Annotated in this window: 18 protein-coding genes and 1 pseudogene; 11 read left to right on the top strand and 8 right to left on the bottom strand. The window is 41.0% G+C overall.

The genetic code is table 11. The annotated features are described in order from the left end of the window. Positions 1-76: 76 nt before the first annotated feature. Both L6C30_RS03670 and L6C30_RS03665 read right to left on the bottom strand, forming a co-directional pair. A complete protein-coding gene (locus tag L6C30_RS03670) occupies positions 77-787 on the bottom strand; it encodes a glutamine amidotransferase (RefSeq protein ID WP_019837399.1) in 711 nt (236 codons plus the stop codon). 237 nt (positions 788-1,024) lie between these two features. Then, positions 1,025-2,536, bottom strand: a complete 1,512-nt coding sequence (locus L6C30_RS03665) for an aldehyde dehydrogenase family protein (protein ID WP_045795779.1) — start codon at positions 2,534-2,536, stop codon at positions 1,025-1,027. Between the two features lie 244 nt (positions 2,537-2,780). Between L6C30_RS03665 and L6C30_RS03660 the strand changes: the two genes are divergently transcribed. Beyond that, the gene (locus L6C30_RS03660; protein WP_168526427.1) at positions 2,781-3,962 is read left to right on the top strand and encodes a transcriptional regulator; all 1,182 of its coding nucleotides are present in this window, start codon (positions 2,781-2,783) and stop codon (positions 3,960-3,962) included. A 47-nt stretch (positions 3,963-4,009) separates the two neighbouring features. Here L6C30_RS03660 and L6C30_RS03655 read toward each other — a convergent pair whose 3' ends face one another. Then, a complete protein-coding gene (locus L6C30_RS03655) occupies positions 4,010-5,005 on the bottom strand; it encodes an alpha/beta hydrolase (protein ID WP_236162473.1) in 996 nt (331 codons plus the stop codon). A 249-nt stretch (positions 5,006-5,254) separates the two neighbouring features. Continuing rightward, positions 5,255-6,427: pseudogene (locus L6C30_RS03650) on the bottom strand (iron-containing alcohol dehydrogenase). A 457-nt stretch (positions 6,428-6,884) separates the two neighbouring features. Between L6C30_RS03650 and L6C30_RS03645 the strand changes: the two are divergent. The 5 genes from L6C30_RS03645 (at position 6,885) to L6C30_RS03625 (ending at position 13,507) form a co-directional block, all read left to right on the top strand. Continuing rightward, the gene (locus L6C30_RS03645; protein ID WP_236162455.1) at positions 6,885-8,888 is read left to right on the top strand and encodes a hypothetical protein; all 2,004 of its coding nucleotides are present in this window, start codon (positions 6,885-6,887) and stop codon (positions 8,886-8,888) included. Positions 8,889-8,991: 103 nt separating this feature from the next. Continuing rightward, entirely contained in the window at positions 8,992-10,704 is a 1,713-nt protein-coding gene (locus tag L6C30_RS03640) for an AAA family ATPase (RefSeq protein ID WP_236162456.1), read from the top strand. A 139-nt stretch (positions 10,705-10,843) separates the two neighbouring features. Continuing rightward, positions 10,844-11,827, top strand: coding sequence for an ion transporter (locus tag L6C30_RS03635; protein WP_236162457.1), 984 nt, complete (start codon positions 10,844-10,846; stop codon positions 11,825-11,827). A 36-nt stretch (positions 11,828-11,863) separates the two neighbouring features. Continuing rightward, the gene (locus tag L6C30_RS03630; RefSeq protein ID WP_236162458.1) at positions 11,864-12,292 is read left to right on the top strand and encodes a hypothetical protein; all 429 of its coding nucleotides are present in this window, start codon (positions 11,864-11,866) and stop codon (positions 12,290-12,292) included. Between the two features lie 294 nt (positions 12,293-12,586). Further along, complete coding sequence (locus L6C30_RS03625; protein WP_070155187.1) at positions 12,587-13,507, top strand: LysR family transcriptional regulator; 921 nt, start codon at positions 12,587-12,589, stop codon at positions 13,505-13,507. 369 nt (positions 13,508-13,876) lie between these two features. Here L6C30_RS03625 and L6C30_RS03620 read toward each other — a convergent pair whose 3' ends face one another. Then, on the bottom strand, positions 13,877-14,332 hold the full coding sequence (locus tag L6C30_RS03620; protein ID WP_236162459.1) for a DUF441 domain-containing protein: 456 nt from the start codon (positions 14,330-14,332) through the stop codon (positions 13,877-13,879). A gap of 161 nt (positions 14,333-14,493) precedes the next feature. Here L6C30_RS03620 and L6C30_RS03615 point away from each other — a divergent pair, with 161 nt between their 5' ends. Then, positions 14,494-15,216, top strand: coding sequence for a pseudouridine synthase (locus tag L6C30_RS03615; protein ID WP_236162460.1), 723 nt, complete (start codon positions 14,494-14,496; stop codon positions 15,214-15,216). An 86-nt stretch (positions 15,217-15,302) separates the two neighbouring features. Here the strand turns inward: L6C30_RS03615 and L6C30_RS03610 are convergent, their stop codons facing one another. From L6C30_RS03610 to L6C30_RS03600, 3 genes are all read right to left on the bottom strand, one after another. Next, on the bottom strand, positions 15,303-15,746 hold the full coding sequence (locus L6C30_RS03610; protein WP_236162461.1) for a GNAT family N-acetyltransferase: 444 nt from the start codon (positions 15,744-15,746) through the stop codon (positions 15,303-15,305). Between the two features lie 93 nt (positions 15,747-15,839). Next, on the bottom strand, positions 15,840-16,196 hold the full coding sequence (locus tag L6C30_RS03605) for a type II toxin-antitoxin system RelB/DinJ family antitoxin (RefSeq protein WP_236162462.1): 357 nt from the start codon (positions 16,194-16,196) through the stop codon (positions 15,840-15,842). 110 nt (positions 16,197-16,306) lie between these two features. Continuing rightward, positions 16,307-17,221 (bottom strand): pseudouridine synthase, encoded by a 915-nt coding sequence (locus tag L6C30_RS03600; protein ID WP_236162463.1) that lies wholly within the window; start codon positions 17,219-17,221, stop codon positions 16,307-16,309. A 216-nt stretch (positions 17,222-17,437) separates the two neighbouring features. On the opposite strand from L6C30_RS03600, the gene tsaE reads away from it, so the two are divergent. From tsaE to hfq, 4 genes are all read left to right on the top strand, one after another. Next, complete coding sequence (gene tsaE, locus L6C30_RS03595) at positions 17,438-17,914, top strand: tRNA (adenosine(37)-N6)-threonylcarbamoyltransferase complex ATPase subunit type 1 TsaE (RefSeq protein ID WP_019837415.1); 477 nt, start codon at positions 17,438-17,440, stop codon at positions 17,912-17,914. After that, a complete protein-coding gene (gene mutL / locus L6C30_RS03590) occupies positions 17,907-19,886 on the top strand; it encodes a DNA mismatch repair endonuclease MutL (protein ID WP_236162464.1) in 1,980 nt (659 codons plus the stop codon). The genes tsaE and mutL overlap by 8 nt, the downstream gene beginning before the upstream one ends. Positions 19,887-19,892: 6 nt before the next feature. Continuing rightward, a complete protein-coding gene (gene miaA, locus L6C30_RS03585) occupies positions 19,893-20,837 on the top strand; it encodes a tRNA (adenosine(37)-N6)-dimethylallyltransferase MiaA (protein ID WP_236162465.1) in 945 nt (314 codons plus the stop codon). Between the two features lie 92 nt (positions 20,838-20,929). Next, complete coding sequence (hfq, locus tag L6C30_RS03580) at positions 20,930-21,445, top strand: RNA chaperone Hfq (RefSeq protein ID WP_236162466.1); 516 nt, start codon at positions 20,930-20,932, stop codon at positions 21,443-21,445. Positions 21,446-21,740 lie beyond the last annotated feature (295 nt).

Below are 21,740 nucleotides of genomic sequence, written 5' to 3'. Positions count from 1 at the left end.
ACAGCTAAAAAAGCACCCGCTTCAGGGTGCTTTTTTTATGACGATGATAAATGTAAGGGCAATCTAAAGCTTCCGGTCAGCTTTGAGATTTTAAGCCGGCTAGAAACTGGCTCAGAACCGTCGCGCTGACCTGTTGCAGTTGCGGCGCGTATAGCTGATGATTGGCGCGTAAGGTGGGAATATCAATCTGGGCCTGACGTAATTCACAGGTATGGCCAATCAGCCATTTTTCTAAACTGTCTGCAGCAACTTCAGCGTGAAATTGTAATGCCAGAATATGTGGTCCGACCCGAAAGGCCTGATTCGGATACAGGTCGGAGCTGGCCAGTAATTCAGCCTGTACTGGTAAATCAAAAGTATCACCATGCCAATGTAAAACCGGTGTGTTGGCTAATGCCGCCAGTGGATGATGGACGGCATCTGCCAGACTGAGCGTACTCCAGCCAATTTCTTTGGTATGGCCGGCATAGACTTTGGCACCCAAGGCATGAGCAATGAGCTGTGCACCCAAACAAATACCAATAGTGGGTAACTTCTTTTCTAAACGTACTTTTAGTAAGTCTATTTCTTGTTGTAAGAAAGGATAGTCTGTGATTTCATAAACGCCAATTGGGCCACCTAAAATAATCACTAATCCTTCATGTGCAAACGCCTTTTCTAGATTTTCCACACCAGCTTCAAAATACCGTACCCGTAAACCTTGTTCATACAGGACATCTTCCCACGCGCCGAGGTCTTCAAATGCAAGATGTTGAATGGCATAGACAGTGTCGGGTAAATCGAACATGGCAGATACTTTAGGCTGAAAGGGAGATTTAATGTAACGTGAAATAATCCTGAACTAAAGTGTAATACTTTAATAAAGGATAGATTTTTAATTTGATCTTCCGGTTTATACCTCGCTGAAAGAGCGTGCTGCGAAAGTCATAGCATTTTATGTCGCAATAAAAACGCCCGATGCAAATACATCGGGCGCAGCTTGAAACAGTAACTTCAACGCTGTTGGAATCCTAAAGACAAGTCTTTAGAAGAAGCCAGCAGGTTTAGTTGAGTAGCTCACCAACAAGTTTTTGGTTTGTTGATAATGTTCTAACATCATCTTGTGGTTTTCACGGCCAATACCTGATTTTTTATAACCACCGAAAGCGGCATGCGCAGGGTAGATGTGGTAACAGTTCGTCCAAACGCGACCAGATTGAATAGCACGACCTGCACGGTAAGAAGTGTGCGCAGAACGTGACCAAACACCTGCACCTAAACCGTAAATGGTGTCATTGGCAATTTTAATGGCTTCATCAAAGTCTTTAAATGTAGTCACAGAAAGCACTGGGCCGAAAATTTCTTCTTGGAAAATTTTCATGTCATTGGTGCCTTTGAAAATTGTCGGCTCAATATAGAAACCACTGCCAACTTCATGACGTTCACCGCCACCCGTTAAGACTTGCGCACCTTCGGCACGACCTGTCGCAATACAACCCAAGATTTTATCTTGTTGTTCTTGTGACGCCTGCGCACCAATCATGGTTTCAGTATCAAGCGGGTGACCTGTTTTAATACGTTTAACACGTTCAATGGCTTTTTCAAGGAAACGGTCAGCAATACTTTCCTGCACGAGCGCACGCGATGGACAAGTACAAATTTCACCCTGATTCAGCGCGAACATAGCAAAGCCTTCGAGTGCTTTGTCTAGGTAGTCATCATCTTGCGCCATAACATCTTCAAAGAAAAGATTTGGAGATTTACCACCAAGCTCCAAAGTCACTGGAATGATGTTTTCAGTGGCGTATTGCATGATCAATTGACCGACCTGAGTCGAACCTGTGAATGCAATTTTGGCAATACGTGGATTGGTTGCCAATGGGCGACCAACTTCTACGCCGTAACCATTGACTACGTTTAGTACGCCTGCAGGCAATAAATCTTGAATGAGTTCGACCAAAACTAAAATGCTGGCAGGGGTTTGTTCTGCAGGTTTAAGTACAATACAGTTACCCGCAGCCAAAGCAGGTGCAAGTTTCCATGTTGCCATTAAAATTGGGAAGTTCCATGGAATAATTTGCCCCACAACGCCCAACGGCTCATGAAAGTGATAGGCAATGGTATCTTCATCAATTTCAGAAATTCCGCCTTCTTGGGCACGAATACAGCCTGCAAAATAACGGAAATGGTCAATCGCCAATGGAATGTCGGCAGCCAATGTTTCCCGAACAGGCTTACCATTATCCCATGTTTCTGCCACTGCCAATAATTCTAGATTTTGTTCTAAACGATCTGCAATTTTAAGCAGAATGTTGGAGCGTGTGGTTGGAGATGAGCTGTTCCATTGTGCTTTGGCTTTATGGGCTGCATCTAAAGCCAGTTCAATGTCTTCTGCCGATGAGCGTGGGACTTTGGTAAATACTTTGCCATCTACAGGAGAGATATTTTCAAAGTATTCGCCTTTTACAGGGGCGACCCACTCGCCACCAATAAAGTTTTCGTATTGTGCTTTAAATTGAACTTTTGAACCGGGTTGATTGGGATCTACGTAACGCATAATTCACTTCCTTTGATGGTTTTTTATAATCTGCCGTCTCTTTACCGTTTAGAATAATCCTATGTCTAAAATCAGTTTAAATTTACGGCTAAGGTATAAGGTACTTTGGTACGCTATTTGTTTAGCATACCAATATAAGGTTGGAAAAAGGTTGGAAAGTTGCAGGTTTACAAGCAACAAACAAATCCTTACAAAAACAAGCAGTACATTGGATGTAATGCCCACAGGATTGTGAGAATCAGTCATGATGAAAAAACAAGACCTATTGGAAAAAAGACAGCATATTGAACAGTTTAGACAAAGCAGTAGTTTATCGCCGCTACATGCGCAGCAAATTCAGCAGAGTATTTTAAATTCTTGGCAACGCTCTCAAATTGCGGAAATTCCTGTTGATCGGCTGGCAGCCCCGTTAAATTCTCGTTTATCGCATCCGCAAGGCGGTTCGGCTTTACAACGTGCTGTGCAAAACTGTGCAGAGGATTTAAGACATATCGCGCAGCAGTCCGACATGGTGGCAGCCGTGGGCGATGTGGGCACTACGATTATTTGGACTGCTGCGAGCGCGCAAATGCGTAATGTGGCGGAACAGGTGCATTTTGTAGAAGGTGGGCAGTGGCGTGAAGAGTTGGTGGGTACGAATGCTTTGGCTTTGTCACTCAAAACTCAGCAAGCCAGCTGTGTGTTTTCCAGTGAACACTATATGTCATCCTTACATGACTGGGTTTGTTATGCAGCGCCTATTTTAGACCCTCATTCCAAACAAGTGTTGGGCGTAATTGATTTATCGACTACTTGGAAAAACCATAACAGTTTGGGTTTGTTGGCAGCAGAACGCTGTGCTTCTTTGATTCAAAATGCACTACTTGAACAGCAAAAACAGCAGCTTTATATTCGCGCGTTTCGCGTGCCACAGGTGTTATTTAATGGCAAAGTGGTGGTGATGACACCGCGTCAAATTGAAATATTGGTGATTTTGGCACTTTGCCCACAAGGCATGAGTTTAGATACTTTACACCAAGCCCTATATGGTGAGCGTAAAGTTAGTATGGGGACGCTAAAAGCTGAAATGTCACAATTACGTGATATTCTAGGCGGGATGCTTGGTTCGCGTCCTTACCGAGTTTTAGCGCATATAGAAGCCGATTTTTTACAAGCCGAGCAGGCTTTAGATGCAGGTTATGTGCAGTCAGCCTTGCAAACGTGTGCAGGGGTATTTTTGGCGAAAACTGAAAGTCCATTTTTATGTGCATGGCGAGATTGCTTAGAATCTCGCCTGAGTGAAGCCATTTTTAATGCACAAGATACCGATGCATTGCTAAAACATTTGGCACGCAGCCCTGAAGCGATTGACGCGGTGGAGCGTTTAATTGAATTGATGCCAAAGCATCATCCTGCACATCAAATTTTATTAAAATACCAAGCCTAAAGGACGACTCAAGTCATTTAGGCTTTCATTTCACTGTCCTTTAGTTTTTATAGCCCTTTGCGGTTTAACCAGTCAAACAAGGACTGATATACTTCCGCACGGACTTCGGGCGCAGAAAGCACCAAATCATGCATGCCACTTTCAATTTGGCAAAGCTGAATATCACCATGCATGTGATGCCCATATTTTTGCATATCTGCAACATCTAAAATTACGTCAGTGCGTTGCGCAATCTCATTCCATTGGCGTGGATAACTACTTTGACTCGCATGCATAATTAAGGTGGGTACACCCAAATGCACACTGGCATGAATTTCTTTTTGCGCTTCATGAATTGCACGTACAAAACTTAATCGCACTTTTGGATAACGCGGTTTCTTCCATTCCAAATTAAATAACCATTCACCATGATATTGTTTGTGTAGACTGGGTACATAAAATGGATTAAGGCGGCTTGGAAATTTCATTTCTGGCAGCAATTTGCCCAATTGGCTCAAACGAGGAATGCCGAATTTTTTCTCAATCTCGCTCATATTGAAATCATAAAAAGGGCTGTTACACCATAAACCACGAATCAGTGGATGATTGGGATGATGTGCTACATATAACGTGGTGATTAATCCACCTGTTGAATGTCCTGCCAAAATTACCGAATCATGTTCTTCTGTGGCAATTTGCTCAAGTGCAGCGGAAATTTCTGCATCATATTCAGACAAGCTGCGCACATTGTACCAATGTTGATGTGACAAATGCGAACGCCCATATTTACGTAAATCTAGGGCATAAAAGTCATAACCGTGATGATTAAACTGGTCTGCCATTTCTGTTTGAAAAAAATAGTCAATAAAACCATGAATATAAAGTACTGCTTTATGGGTTTCTTGTTCGGCTTTTTTGCGTACCAAGGTAGCAATCACTTTGCCTTCATAATCCGAAGGAAAATCCAACGTCATTTGTTGGTAATCGGCACCCAAAATATCGGGTTGATAGCTTGGTGTTGTTTTTTGTTTTTTACTTAACAGCATAAGGTGTTCGTCATCCATTTTATTTTGACTATATCCTTGATGAGCTGTGCGCATTTGTCAAATTGAATTATGCAAACCCTCTGCATCTACATCGCTTTAGTTTTATGCTGCGAGTTCATTTTGTTCTGAACAGCAAAAAAAAGCAGAACGCATCTGAGATGGTTCTACCAAAGGGAAGGATAAAAATAAAACAGCAAAAGAGGAAAATTGAAAAAAAAGGATGGGAGATGCTGAGCAAATCTTGATTCACTCAGCAGGAGATTCAAATTACATCGCGGCTTTAAAAATTTCGACCACTTGTGCATGATTGGCTTTACGTGGGTTGGTTAGCATGCAGGCATCTTTTTGTGCATTTTCAGCCATAATCGCTAAATCATCTTCTTTAACGCCCAATTCTGCCAAACCTGTTGGAATACCAATAGAACTCTATAATTCACGGATTGCATCAATTGCAGCATAAGCAGCCTCTGTGGTGGTTAAACCATCTGTATTTACACCCATCAACTCTGCAATGTCTGCATAGCGTTCAGGGCAGGCAATCAGGTTAAATTCGCAAACATGCGGCAGTAAAATTGCATTACAGACACCGTGTGGCAAGTTATAAAAACCACCCAATTGATGCGCCATCGCATGTACATAGCCTAATGATGCATTATTGAATGCCATACCGGCCAAGTACTGCGCATAGCTCATGGCATCACGTGCTTCAATATTTTCACCATTTGCCACTGCAGGACTCAGCCATTGACTAATCATACGAATAGCTTTTTCCGCACAGGCATCGGTAATCGGGTTGGCCGCAGTTGAAACGTAGGCTTCTACAGCATGGGTTAAGGCATCCATGCCTGTTGCTGCGGTTAAACCTGCAGGTTTGGCAATCATGAGTTTTGGATCATCAATGGCGATGAGTGGTGTACAGCGCCAATCGACAATTGCCATTTTAACGTGCGTGTCTGTATTGGTAATAATACAGAAACGGGTCATTTCCGAAGCTGTACCTGCAGTGGTGTTAATGGCAATAAGTGGGGTCATTGGCACGGTACTTTTATCAATGCCTTCATAATCACGAATATGCCCACCACCTGCGGTCACTAAGCCAATGCCTTTGGCACAGTCGTGGGAAGAACCACCACCTAAGGACACAATAAAGTCGCACTGATTGGCATTGTAGGCATCAACACCGTTATGCACGTTAATATCGGTCGGATTTGGCTCTGCACCAGCAAAGATATGGCTGGCAACGCCTGCTTCGGTGAGATAGCCTGCAATGGTATCGGCAACGCCAAATTTAAACAGTCCTTCATCAGTCACAATTAGGGCTTTTTTGGCGCCTAAATTTTGTGCTCTTACGCCAATTTCTTTGGCGCAACCAGGGCCGAAGAGTGACACACAAGGAATATAAAAACCGTTGGTTTGATCTGCAATATTTTTAAAAGCCATGCTCAGATTCCTTCTTGCATTGGGTATTGGAATAATGTGTTGTTATCGCGGTGTTGAACCGTAATTTGAGTATCCAATGCTTTGTTGTGAAATCCTACCTACCAAATACCAACCCTATTTTCTGAGTAAATAATGTAAACTAATTAGCTGAAAATTATAGATTTTTAATTTATTTTTATTTTATCTGAAGTTGCGCGCAGGCTATAGGCAAGAGCACAAATCTTGTTTATAGTATTTTTTTTATCTCGAATTTTAAGGTGTGAATACAGCACACACATATTTAAAGTGTAATTCAATTCATAAGTGGCTTAAGCTAGATTGAAGAATTGTCCACTTTTTGCAGATGGGAAATAAAAACCAAAAAATAGGGATGTATTATGTGATGGGTCTATTCGGTGCAATCAAATAAAAATAAGATGATACTTAGATAGACAGCACTTAAGCATGAGGAGTGTATATGCAGCCAACTCGCCAGCATAGCCAATTGCATGCCGTTGCGCAGCAATTGGTTCGTATTTCCAGTGTGGCCGCAGAAATCTATCATGATCAAATGGATCTAGTTGGGCATTTTACTGCGCAAAACATGTTTCGGATTGATCCTATACTGCATCGTGTCGAATTACTAAATGGTCTGTTTAGTCTTGAATTTTATCCACCAAAATCGCATACACATTTAATAGAAACTCAGTTTGAATTTGCGGGACAACAGCAAGAGGTCATTGAAGATTTTTTCTTACATGACGTGCATTTTTTGACAGGGGATTTAAAACCACAGCATTCCTTGTTTTTGCGTAATCAGGCGCAGCACTTGCGGCAATTAATTCTGCAGCAAGTGTATTTGTGGGTAGATGGTGCAGCACGGGTCAAGCAATTGTTGTTGCATTTAGATGCCATGCAGGCGCAAATTTTAGATCAAGCATTAATGCAGGCAGACGATCAGTATCAGCCCGTATTGACCAAATTTGTGCAGCAAGGGCAGCCGATTCCTGAAGATGTTTTAACTGCTTTATCGACACTATGCGCTTTGGAATTTGTAGAGGGTGAAACCTTTTTGCCAGTGCAAGCACTGATGCAAAGTTATGATGATTTTTGTTTTAGTGCAGCAGAATTTCTGCCTAAAGCCATGTATCGTATTTTAAGTATCTCATTTCCAGAGCGATTTAATTTACAGGATTTAATCGATCATCAGGACGATATTCGGCTGTTGTATCGACATGCCGAAGAACATGGTCATTTACTGGGGTTTGCGCGTTTAATGCACCGCGAAGTGTGGCAGCGTTCCGATGCTTTGGCGAAACCGCATTTTTTAAAATCTTGCCCTTTAATTTGGCAAAAGAAAGTCGCCAAACTGCCATTATTTGATTATCCACGTGCGGTGAATTGGCTGTTTAAACAGTCTGCACAAGTGTTAGATTGGCTGAGTTTAAATATGCAGCATACTAGTGTGCGGGTGGCTGTCACTGCGCTCAGTTTTGTTGATTGTAGTCAGGCCCATCCACGGATTATTCTGGCAACTTTGCAATATTTTCAGTACTCAGCCGCGCGTATGTTCATTCAAAGCTGTAATGTATATGCGACACAGCAAGCGTGGTTTGCACACGCACATAATGTTAGTTTAATACCGCATGGCGAAAAACAATCGCTAGATGATCCACGAGTTGCAATTAGTCCTTCCATTTTGTATTTGGATGAATGGATGAGTTTGCTAAAAACCGTGGCGCAGCAAGATGAGCATTTGGTTAAGCATGTATTTAGACGTTTGAGTCGTGTCATGCAAAGTTATATGACTTATTTGCAGCAAATCACACAGGATTTACCGCTCGCTTTGTTGGATTATATTCAGCCCGAGAGTCAGCAGCAGCGTGATTTTTATACAGTATTACAGCGTTATCAGATTCAACCCGATGATTTTCGTCAGCGTTTTTATTTACGTGCGCACAATATACGTGTTTCGGTATTTGATGGGTATGTGCGTGACTATTTAATGGAGTATTTTGCAGTGCATATGCATATTCCAAAAAGCTTAAGTTGGTTGGGGTTGTTTCATCAAGCTGTGCAGTGGCATCAACAAGTGTATAAAGCAGAGCTATTTGCCAAACTGAAAAAAGAAATTCCGTGTAGCACATGGCGTGCGAAAAGCCCACAGCAAATATTATATTTTTCGGGTTGGTGTTTTGAAGAACTGACCGATTTAGACCGTATTATTGAAGAATCGAAAAACTTCAAACACTGTTTGGCACTCAGCTATGCCAAAGCCATGAGTGAAGGGCTATATGTGGCGTTTCATATGGCATCCCCACATTATGTGCAGCAATTGACCTTAGGCTGTTACTTTCGCAATGGGCAACTTGAATTTGATCAATTGGAATATCCGAATAATCAAAAAGCCGAACAGTTGTTGGTTACAATTGCGGAGCAGTTTATCGCGTGGCTGAATTCGCAATTATCCTCTAGATCATAAGTTACATGTCATAAGACAACTGTTGTCGTATTCATGGACTTGAGCCTTAACTTTTGGTTAAAAACTCGTTAGGCTATAGCCGTTCAATCATGGTATAGGTCTTATGAAACAGGAAACTGCACTTAAACTTTTAAAAGCAGGCGAAAATGTTTTTTTAACAGGTTCGGCTGGTGCGGGTAAAACCTATACCCTGAATCAATACATCAATTATTTAAAAGCTCGCAAAGTGCCCGTGGCAATTACAGCTTCTACAGGCATTGCAGCAACGCACATGAATGGCATGACCATTCATACGTGGGCAGGCATTGGCATTAAAGATTTTTTGTCCGATGCCGACCTGAAAAATATGAAAGAGCGCAAATATCTCAAAGAACATTTAGAAAATGCGCAAGTGCTGATTATTGATGAAATTTCGATGTTGCATGCTAAGCAACTGAATTTGGTCAATCAGGTTTTAAAATATTTTAAAGACAGTGATGACGCTTTTGGTGGCATTCAGGTGATTGTCGCGGGAGATTTTTTTCAATTACCGCCTGTAGGTAAAAACGATGAGCGCAATCGTGACAAGTTCTGTTTTATGTCAGAGGCGTGGGTTGAAGCTAAATTTCGAGTTTGTTATTTAACCGAGCAGCATCGTCAGGGTGATGACTACTTAAATGATATTCTCAATGCAATTCGTGCACAAAGTATTGATCATCAACATATTCAGGCTTTGGAACAAACGCGCCATCAAGATATTGGCGACACTTTCACGCGTTTATATACGCACAATATGGATGTGGACAATATCAACTTTAAGCATCTCAATGAAATTGAAACTGAGAACAAGCAGTTTGATGCCGTGTGTGATGGCAATGAAAAGTTGATTGAGACTCTAAAATCATCGGTACGTGCGCCTGAAATTTTAAATCTAAAAAAACATGCCAAAGTAATGTTTGTTAAAAATAACTTCGATATGGGGTATATCAACGGCAGTTTGGGCGAAGTAATTGGCTTTGAAGAAGATGATGATCACGGTATTTTGCCTAAAGTAAAATTGACTGATGGCACGGTATTACTGGTTGAGCCTGAAACTTGGTCGGTGGAGAATGATGCAGGTAAAACCATTGCCAGTTTTCAGCAGATTCCGCTGCGTTTGGCATGGGCGATCACCATCCACAAATCACAAGGTATGACCTTAGAAGCGGCAGAAATCAATTTAAGCCATACTTTTGAAAAAGGGCAGGGTTATGTGGCTTTGTCACGTTTAAAATCGTTAAGTGGTTTGCGTTTATTAGGGTTTAATAGCCAGGCTTTAGAATTGGACAGTTTGGCGATTAAGGCAGACCGCCGTTTTCAGGAGTTGTCTGAAGAAGCTGAAACGCACTATGCGCTGATGGATTTAACACAACAGCATAATGCTTTTATTCGTCATTGTGGTGGCACGCTGAACGAAACCGAAATTTTGCGCAATGAAAAGAAAATTGCCAAAGGTGGAAAAACCAATTATGCGACTGCCACGTTAGATGAAACCCGCGCTTTATTTGAAGAAGGTTATGATATTCAGGATATTGCAGTAGAGCGAGGTTTAACTCCTGCAACTATTATCAACCATTTGGCACGTTTGCAAAAAGAACAAAATCTGGATATTTCAGTGGCACATCCAGGTGAAGAAGTGGTGGAAGAAGTTCGTAAAATTTATAAGCGTTTAATGAAACGTCAAAATGCAGATCATTTTAGCGATGATGGGGCAATTAAGTTGCGTCCTATTGTTGAAGCCACCAGTCCACGCATGGGCTATGATCAGGTGCGTTTAGCATTGCTGTTTATTCAGTAATTTATTTACTTAGATAATGATGACTTATACTGCAATTTTGCATTAAAAATGCCCGCTAAACGTCACATAAAATATTATCGTTTTGAGAAAAACTTCGGTTAAACTGCCATCACTGTAAGCCTTAAATATAATATTCGGTATGGCATTTACACCGTGGTACACCTTACGCAAATTTGTCTATAACAACTTACACGACGATGATTATGAAACATGGTTTAGTCGTTGCATTAACTATTTTTTAATTTTACTGATTTTAGGCAATGCCAGTGCGGTTATTTTAGAGTCAGTGAATGATGTCTATCTTGCCTATCAGGTATTTTTTGACCATTTTGAAAACTTTTCCATTGCAGTGTTTACGCTTGAATATTTGCTGCGGATTTGGAGTATTGCCGAAAAAGACCCGTTTATTTCGCCGTGGAAACAGCGTGCGAAATGGCTGACCAGTGGAGGTGCAATTATAGATTTATTGGCAATTTTACCTGCTTATATTAACTTCTTTGTGCATCTAGATTTACGTTTCCTCAGAATTTTACGTTTGCTGCGTTTGTTAAAACTGACGCGTTACTTTGTATCTTTGCAAATTCTATTAAGAGTGATCGAACGGGAAAAAGGATCATTTCAAGCAGTCATTTTTATTCTCTCTATTATGATTGTGATGTCTGCCGCAGGTGTCTATGTGGTGGAAAGCAAGGCACAGCCTGAAGCCTTTAGCTCGATTCCCGCTTCGATGTGGTGGGCAGTGGTGACTTTAACCACAGTCGGTTATGGCGATGTCACACCAATTACCCCTTGGGGCAGAATTATAGGAGCGTTAATTACGGTATTGGGTGTCGGCTTGGCAGCATTGCCCGCAGGTATTTTAGCCACAGGTTTAGCCAATGAACTTGAACAACGTAAGCAGCATTTAGGGTTGAAATTTAGAGAGCTATTGCAAAATAGTGAGATTGACTTGTTAAATGATCAGGAAAAAATTGAAGATTTACGCAAACAAGTCGGTTTAACTACTGAGCAAACCCAAGATATTTTATTGCAGTTAATTCGTGAGCGTCGTGAAGAAGAGCTGCGTTTAGAACAAGAGCCTTATAAATACTGCCCGCATTGCGGAGTGAAGTTGTCGGAGTAAGCTAATATCTGAACTAGGCAAGCAAAGGGAGGGTGTATGCAATATTCAAAAAATACGATAGCGAAAGCTTTATTTCTTGCCCCTTTGCCATTACTTTTTTGTATGGCGCTGTTTTTCATCGTGGTGAATCGTGAATATAGCTTATACGCTATTTCGGTGGTTTTTTTTGGGCATTTGCTTGTGTATTTAGTGTATTGCATTTTAATTGTGCCATTCACTTTTTTACTTTCTCTACTTTTAAACCGTTACCACGCTTTGAATTTATTGACGATTTGTATCAGTGCTTTTGTTTTCGCCACCCCCTTTTTTATGTTACTGGGATGGGCACATACAGGTACGGTTTCGAGCGAGTGGTGGAAGATGTATAGTGATATCATTACTATTCTAATGGTCTTACTGCCAAGTGCGTGTTACTGGTTGTTTTTAATGAAATTTAATACAAATAATAATACAACAGCGAATTAATTTCAGTATTTATTTATCTATTGTGACAATGTGAATGATGACTCTAAAAATTTACGGTTTGACTCACTAATCTGCATACTGAATGCCATACTCTTTTTATGGGATTGTATAAGTTTCGTAGTAAATATCATCGAATAAAAATAAAGATGAAGAAAACTCATTATTTACATGCTAAGATTAAATTAATTCATTATTAAATTGAATCATGTTTGGCTTTGTTTTTTTATTTGGCAAAATAAAAATACGACCTAGGTCTAAACATGTAGTCAATAAGTTGAAAACTAGGAACAAGCAATGCTTGAAATTCGCCACTTAAAAACGCTGTCAGCCCTGCGTGAACATGGTTCTTTGGTTGCTGCCGCCAATGATTTATGTCTGACGCCATCTGCCATTTCTCATCAACTCAAAGAGTTAGATCATTGGTATGGTGTAGAAGTGGTGAATCGCCGTAGTCGCCCTGTGACATTTTCAAATGTCGGGCAGCGTTTATTGAAACTGGCCGATGACGTCTTGCCACAAATTCAAATTACCCAAACCGATATTACCCGCATTGTGCATGGGCAAACGGGACGGATTATTTTTTCTTCGGAATGTCATAGTTGTTTTGACTGGTTGATGCCGCTACTGAATCAATATCGACAGCAATACCCAGATGTAGACTTAGATTTTGCTTCAGGTTTTGAAGCCAATCCGCATGAATTATTGCAAACCGCAGAATTTGATTTATTGATTACTGCAGATCCGATTGCCTTAAAAGGAATCGAATATTTTCCAATTTTTGAATATGAATCGCGTTTGGTGTTGTCAAATACCCATCCTTTAGTACGTGCCGAGCGCATTACTGTGCAGGAGTTGGCAGAAGAAACCCTAATTACTTATCCTGTCGATAAACATCGTTTAGATATTATGTCTAAGCTATTCATTCCAGCCAATATTCAGCCTAAAGGAATTCGCACCACAGATTTAACCCAAATGTTGATTCAACTGGTGGCGAGTGGGCGAGGGATTGGTGCATTACCAGATTGGGTGGTGAATGAATATGAGCAAAAAGGCTGGGTGACTTCACGTCGTTTAGACTGTGTTGCTGCGGGAGGATTACGCCGTACCTTGTATGCGGGTTATCGTAGCGAAGAAAAAGAAAAGAGTTATTTTGAAGGCTTTTTGAAGCAATTAGAGAAATTTTCCCAAAAACGCACGCAGTATTATTCAAGTTAGATGTACTAATATCCGCATTGTAAAGTGGCTGCGAATGAATCCCTAATAACACAGAGCTCATCTAAATCTTGACTAAAACCAGTGAGATGTTCTTGCTGACCTTGCCTTGCGACAATTATGGTAGAGCGTAGTGAGTTTGGTATGTAGGCTGACAAAGGATTTTGGATTGTTGCTACGGGTTTTATGGCAGCATTGCATATTGGCAAATTGCCACCGATTGTGCCCAACCTACGTGCTGAGCGCGGAGTTAGTCTTGTTCAAGCAGGTTTTTCTTGACTACACTCAGTGACCCTGCATTTATTGAAATTGGGTGATATAAGACGGTTAATCTAAATATAATCATCTAAACCAAGCGTCCCTAAATCTATGTTAAGAATAGCCAATAAACAAGGTGAGAATTCCTGCTGCAATCAGTGGTCCCACAGGCACGCCACGTAGCACAGCAACACCTGCGACTGTACCAATCAATAAGTCTGCGACCACATCAGGCTGATTGGTCATGAGCTTGACACCACGCCCGCCTAACCATGCCACAAAAACACCAATTGCAATCGCAAGTAAAGATTTCCAACTCAGGAAAGATTTTAGAATTGCTTCGCCTGGAAGTTTGCCACTGGCAATGGGTGTCAGTACGCCAATGGTGAGAATGATAATGCCCAGATTTAAGCCATGCTGTTGCAAGAGTGGGAAAAATTCACTGAGCGGCGTAATTCTAAAAATGATCAGTACTGCTGCGGCAATGGTCACAGCTGTATTTTGGCTGAAAATACCACAGGCGAGTAGGACGATCAGCACCATTAGGTTAAGGTCTAATTGAGAGAGCATTGTGATTTATAAAGGGGGAAGAACCTGGAAAAGTTTAGCTATTGTAACGGTTTTCAAGTGCAAACGGGCAATGTACGCAATGTGCTCAGAATTTACGGTGTATTTAGTTTAGAATAGTTACAACAAATGTACTGATACTTTTTATTACTAGGTCGCTCATCATGTTGTTGGAAAAAATGTTGCAATCACAAGGCTTTGGATCACGTAAACATTGCCAACAACTCATTAAAAATGGTGCAGTCACCATTATGGGCGAAACCCAGACCAATCCTAAATTCGCGATAAAAATTGCGCCTGAAACGGTTTTGCAATTTTCGGTGTATGGGCAAAATTATCAATATCGCGAAAAGGTCTATATCGCCTTACATAAACCACAAGGCTATGAGTGTTCGCATCAGGCGACCCATCATTTTAGTGTGTTTGACTTGTTTGATTATGTATTGCTGAATCGCGGTTTGCAGTGTGTCGGACGTTTAGATCAGGATACAACAGGGCTGTTATTGCTGACGGATGATGGGCAGTTTCTACAAGCATTGACCCATCCTAAAAAACACGTAGCAAAAGTATATGCTATGCACACCGCAGACCCGATTAATGCAACACAAATTCAGCAACTTGAGCAGGGCGTCGCATTGCGCAATGAATCTGGGATATTTGCTGCAACAGAGGTACAGCAATTGGCAGAACATGAATTGCAGATGACCATTCATCAAGGCATTTATCACCAAGTTAAGCGGATGCTGGCAGCGGTGGGCAATAAAGTTGAAAAATTACATCGTCAGCAAGTCGGTACATTAAACTTGAATGATTTGGCTTTAGATGTAGGTGAATGGATGTATTTAAGCACTGAACAAGTCGAGTTGGCAAAAAGCCGTATGGAATAAATGAATTTCTGCTGAGTTTTTATCAATCGCTTGCGCTAGGCTAAATTTAATCTTTTGTCTAAAGCCGCAATCGTTAGGTCAGGTGACTATTTTAAAAAACAGTGGTAAGTTTGGAATTCATCATCTTTGACAAAGCCCATCTTTTCATACAATTGGTGGGATTGGTAATTACTTTTTTGTGTTTCAAGGCTAATGCGCAGCGCATTTTCATGTCGTGCAAATAAAATCGCAGTATCAATGAGTTGTTTAGCCGAACCTTGTCGTCTAAAAACAGGGGTGACATAAACATCATCTAAAATATAGTAGGTCGAACAGGCAACTGAAGAAAAGCCTAAATAAAGCAATACAAATCCAGTGATTTTTTGATCTTTGATATGAATAAAAATCACACTTTCCTGATTTTCAAAACGCTGTTTTAAGAATGCTGCTGAAAGTTTTAGATCTGAGGATGCACCATAAAACTGACGATACTCATCGAACAATACAGCAAGTTGGTCTAAGTCTTCTAAAGTGGCGCGTTTTACAATCATTACGATACTCCATGCTTTTTTATTGTCCTTGCATGAAGCATAGCTAAGTTTTTAAAGTAAATTTTTAAAGAATTGTTTAAAAATGCAACACTGTTAATTTTTGTCAGTTTCACCCAAAATAGCATTGAGTTCATCAAACAAGTCTAAATGTTCATCATCGAGTTCAAAATCTTCCAAACTATTATTGCCAGTTACAGCTGCTTCAGTATTTGGATTTACATCTACTAGCGTTGCTTTTTGCTCTTGCTTTAATTTGCGTAACTTAATCAATTGTTCCAGATTAATATTCTGATTTTCAATTGAAAAGGGGATTGATTTAGTCAGCACGACTTGCTTAAAAAACAAACGTACTGCTTGTGCAGGCGTAATCCCCAACTGTTTAAACACAGCAAAGGCCTGTTTTTTCTCTTGAGAGTCCAAGCGTACTTGGTAGACTTCAGTTTTTCTCATAATTTTTAATATAAGGAAATAGATTTAAATTTTAGCAATATTGTAAACAATTCATTTGTAATTTCAATATGACTACAACGAAAATCCATTAATTTGTAATGACAAACATATTACAATGTCAGTTCTTGCTGTGCGCTAAAGTGGAATTGTTGCTGGCTAATCGGGTCAAAAAAACTTAAATGCTTAGCAAGCAGTTGTAGCGGTGCAGAAAAATCATCTGCTTGTTTGTGCTTTAAAATGGGATAAAACGGGTCGTTTTTAATCGCAATACCCAAGCTATTTAAATGCACACGTAGTTGGTGTTGCTTGCCTGTTGTAGGCTTTAATTCATATTTTGCCCAAGTCTGATTATGTTCAAGCAAACGAATTTCTGTTTTGCTGTTTGGTGTTCCTGCCACGACGTGCATCAAATAAAAAGGTTTGCCTTTTTCCATGCGTAATTGCACGGTACATGGTAGGGATAAATCTGCTTGATAAGGCGCAATGGCATGGTAGGTTTTTTGCACCTGACGTTCTGCAAATAATTGCTGATATACCGCCCGAGTTTCACGTTGTTTTGAAAAGAGTACTACACCTGCAGTTTCACGGTCTAAACGATGAATAGGCGTGAGCTGCTCATTCTGTGTTTGTTTTTTTAAGCGTACTAATAAGGTTTCTTGCACATATTGTCCCGTAGGGCTCATGGTCAAAAAATGCGGTTTATCTACAATCAATAAGTGTTCATTTTCAAATAAAATTTGATGCTGAAAAGGTACAGCAAATTCATGCGCTAAAAAGCGATAATAATAAATATCCTGATGCGCGCTATAAGGTGTGTCTAAATTTAAACGCTTACCTTCTGCATCATAAACCAAACCATCCTCAAAGCGTTGTTGCCATTCCTGTATAGAAATATGGGCAAACTGAGTACATAAATAATGAAAAATTGAGTCAGGTTGTGTGCTTAATTTGGGTAAATGTAATTTGCTGGCGCTCACACCATCGAGCATAGGTGGAACAAAGGTGTTGGAATGAGTTAACGTCATCTACAAATTGCTCATATTCAGGTGGGAGAGTTTCTTTTTCATCATATTGAAAATAGCCTAAGCAGTTCGGGTGCTAAGCTTAACAATATTGATTCATTGCCTTGTCTAAACTTGTTATAAATTGTCCACATTTACACAGATTTATCCATCAGTACATAGGCTTTAAAGCAGTGCGATGCTATCATAATTGGTCTTTTGAATCATGTCGTGAGCGTTATGCAGTATTCATTTAATTTGGCTTTAAATAATGAGCAAGATACCCAAAATCTGGCGCAGGTTTTGGCAACGCATTTTCGGTCGGGTGTGATTTATTTAATTGGTGATTTAGGCGCAGGAAAAACCACTTTATCGCGTTATTTTCTACAGCATTTGGGGCATCAGGGCGCGGTTAAAAGCCCAACTTACACCTTGGTGGAACCTTATCAAATACAAGGACAAGATATTTTTCATTTTGATTTATATCGCTTAAATGATCCTTATGAATTAGAGCTCATGGGCATCCGTGATTATTTAGAAACCCCAAATGCCTTGTTTTTATTTGAATGGCCATCAAAAGGTGGTGATGAAATTCCACCTGCAGATCTGATCATTGCAATTAAAAAATCGGAAGATGAATTCAGCCGTACCGCCACCCTAACTTCATCTTCGGCTGTATTACAACAAGCTTTGGAGCAAAAATTTAATCATGCCTAATGATGTGTTACTACGTCGGATCCACACGCTTGAACCTGCCTTAGCCAACCAAATTGCTGCGGGTGAAGTGATTGAGCGCCCTGCCTCTGTGGTCAAAGAGTTACTCGAAAACTCGATAGATGCAGGGGCAACCGAGTTGATTATTCGTGTGGCTCAAGGCGGTAGTACACTCATTGAAATTATTGATAATGGTCGTGGAATTCATGCCGAAGATTTACCTCTGGCGGTGACTCGTCACGCGACCAGTAAAATTCAAACGGCCGATGATTTACACGCTATTGTTAGTTTAGGCTTTCGTGGTGAGGCGTTGGCTTCAATTGCTGCTGTATCGCGTTTGACTTTGGTTAGTAGCCAAACTGAAGATGGTGTAGGCTATCAGGTTGAAGTCAATGGTACTGCTTTTGATCACCAACAAATTCAAGCTGTCGCTGCACCAAAAGGCACACATATTCGGGTGCAGGATTTATTTTTTAATGTGCCTGCACGACGTAAGTTTCTGAAAAAAGCAGGTACAGAATTTGGACATATTGAAGAAATTGTCCGTCGTTTGGCGTTGACACATTTTGATATTCGTTTTGTGCTAGAACACAACGACAGTATCAAACTGAATCTACCCATTGCAGATAGTGGCGAATTGCGTTTTCAGCGCGTGCAGCAACTTTTAGGGCGAAACTTTGTTGAAAATGCTTATTGGATTGATGCTGACAGTGTCACCATGCGCTTATCGGGTTGGGTGGGACACCCTTCCGATGCACGTTCACAAGCCGACTTGCAGTATGTGTATGTAAATGGACGTATTGTAAAAGACAAGACTATCTCGCATGCGTTGCGTATGGCATACGAAGGTATTTTGCATGGACATCAACATGCTGCGTATTTGCTGTTTTTAGAAGTTGAGCCTGAAAATATTGATGTCAATGTGCATCCGACCAAGCATGAAATTCGCTTTCTAAATCAGCGGGAAGTGCATGAATTTGTACGACATTATGCCAAAGAAACCTTGGCGCAATTTCAGACTGCAACAGCAGATTTAGCCACAGCCATGAAAGTCGATCCTGTAGAACAAGCTGCGCCTTATGTAGTGCAACCGCGTTATCAGGAACAATTTTTGCTGCATAAACATGTCGAGGCGAATCCTCAAAATTCCGCAAATGATGCAGCAGATGCGTACATAATGCAGCCCGATTCACAAGCGGGAAGTGAGTTACTTACTGATTTTAATCAGAGCCAACCGCAGACAGTTCAATATAACCGACCTGTGCAGAGTAATTATCAAGGTTCGCAACAGCTCAACAATGCTTTAAAAAACTATCTCGCGCCTTTACGTGAACTGGATCAAGACTCAGCTAATCTTGCACAAACAACCACATCACCTGCGGTGGATGAGCATCCACTCGGCATCGCAATTGCGCAACTGCATGGTATTTACATTTTGGCGCAAAACAGTGAAGGCTTGATTATTGTAGATATGCACGCTGCGCATGAACGTATCGTTTTACAGCAGATGAAAGCTGCGTGGGATAAACCAGAGTTTTGGACTTCGCAGCAATTGCTCATTCCCAAAGTCATCAGCATTAGTCGTATGCAGGCCATGCGCGTAGATGATTTAAAACCACAATTGGCACGTTTAGGTTTGGATGTTGACCAATATGGCGATGAGCAAGTCATTGTGCGCGGTGTGCCAGCCATTTTGCATAAAGCAGATTTTGCAGAGTTGATTCCTGAATTACTGAATGATTTAGACCCAAATGATGAAGCGCAGGCATTACTGCAAAAACGTGATCATATTTTGGCGGGTATGGCGTGTCATAGCGCTGTGCGTGCACATCGGATGCTGAGTCTTTCTGAAATGAATGCCTTGTTACGTCAAATGGAACAAACTGAATTTGCCAGCCAATGTAATCATGGTCGTCCAACATGGCGTGCTTTTCCATTGGCTCAATTAGATAAACTTTTTGCTCGAGGAGAGTAGTGTTACATGTCAAAACAATTGCCGGTCATCAATTTAATGGGACCAACTGCAAGTGGTAAAACTGCTTTGGCATGTGAACTCTATGAATTAGGTCATTTTGAGCTAATTTCAGTCGATTCTGCGCTGGTTTATCGAGATATGGACATTGGTACAGCCAAACCAACTAAAGTGGAACAGGCGCGTTATCCGCATCATTTGATTGATATTATTAGCCCGCTTGAAGTGTATTCTGCTGCGCAGTTTGTGGAAGATGCCTGCGCCTTAATTGATGATATGCACGCACGTGGCAAAACCCCAATTTTAGTGGGTGGAACTATGCTGTATTTTAAAGCTTTGCTTGAAGGACTATCTTCCAATTTACCCAGTGCCAATTACGACGTCCGTGCAGAAATTGAAGATAAAGCTGCACGCGAAGGTTGGGAAGCGGTCTATGCAGAGTTATGTGCAGTAGATGCACTGGCGGGTGAAAAATTTAAGGTGTCAGATAAACAACGTATTATTCGTGCACTAGAAGTTTATAAATTAACAGGAACGCCAATTACCCTGCTTCAGGCAGAACAACCCAAAAATGTACCATATCGTTACACTTTTCATAACCACGCTTTGATGCCTGATCGGGTAGAATTACATCAGCGTATTCAAAAACGCTTAGAGATTATGTGGGAAATGGGTTTTTTGAATGAGGTGCGACATCTTATTGAAAATTACGATTTAGATGCTAATTTACCCTCTATGCGTTCAGTTGGCTATCGTCAAGCTTTAGAGTTTTTGCAAAAAAGTGATGAAAGTCGCGAAAAAATGCAGGAAATGGAGGATAAGGCGCTATTCGCAACACGACAACTCGCGAAACGTCAATATACTTGGCTCAGATCGTTGCAAGAATCGCATAAATTTCACACATATTTTACGATAAAGCAGGCTCAAGAAGACTTGCGAAACTGGTACGGATAAAGCAAAATTTACACACTGTCTTTTTTATAATTTTTAATTGAAAAATAAAGATAGTTTTTGCGCTGATTTTTAATTATTTTTGGAGTTATAACATGTCTAAAGGTCAAACTTTACAAGATCCGTTCTTAAATTCTCTCCGTAAAGAACGTATTCCTGTTTCCATCTTCCTTGTGAACGGTATTAAACTACAAGGTCACATTGAATCTTTTGACCAATATGTTGTTTTATTGAAAAACACAGTAAGCCAAATGGTTTACAAACACGCAATTTCTACAGTTGTTCCTGCACGTAACCCACGTCCAGCGGGTGCTCCAGCAGGCGGTCAAAGCGCAGGCTTCGGTGGTCAAGGTGGTGGCTTCGGTGGTCAAAGTGGTGGCTTTGGCGGTCAAGGTGGCTTCGGCGGTCAAGGTGGCTTTGGTGGTCAAGGTGGGTTCGGTGGTCAAGGTGGCTTCGGTGGTCAAGGCGGCGGCTTCGGTGGTCAAGGTGGCAGCTTCGGTGGTCAAGGTGGCGGCTTCGGTGGTCAAGGTGGCTTCGGTGGTCAATCTGCAGGTGGCTTTGACAACGATTCTAAATTTGAAGAATCTCAAGAAGACGAGAATAATCGTTAATTGATTTTCAGAACAAAAAGCCTCTCATTTTGAGAGGCTTTTTTTATGTCTTACTCTTTTTCTGGTCAATTTACATACTATGATTTATAAGCTTAAGTGTAAGCGTGTGCTGAACCTCAAACCTATTTTTTGATTTTGATCGGGTTGCCACTGATGTGGCAGGGTAATCCCCCCTAAAAATAATAGGATCTAAAAGTAGAATTTTCTCTTAAGATACGAGCAGGAGATTCTGCATGAAAACATCTAAATTTACTGACAGTCAGATCATGTCCATCTTGAAACAGGCAGAATCTGG

This window comes from Acinetobacter sp. KAM396 (assembly GCF_021602765.1).
GTDB classification, from domain to species: Bacteria; Pseudomonadota; Gammaproteobacteria; order Pseudomonadales; family Moraxellaceae; genus Acinetobacter; species Acinetobacter towneri_A.
This window is presented reverse-complemented; position numbering and strand designations above follow the sequence as displayed.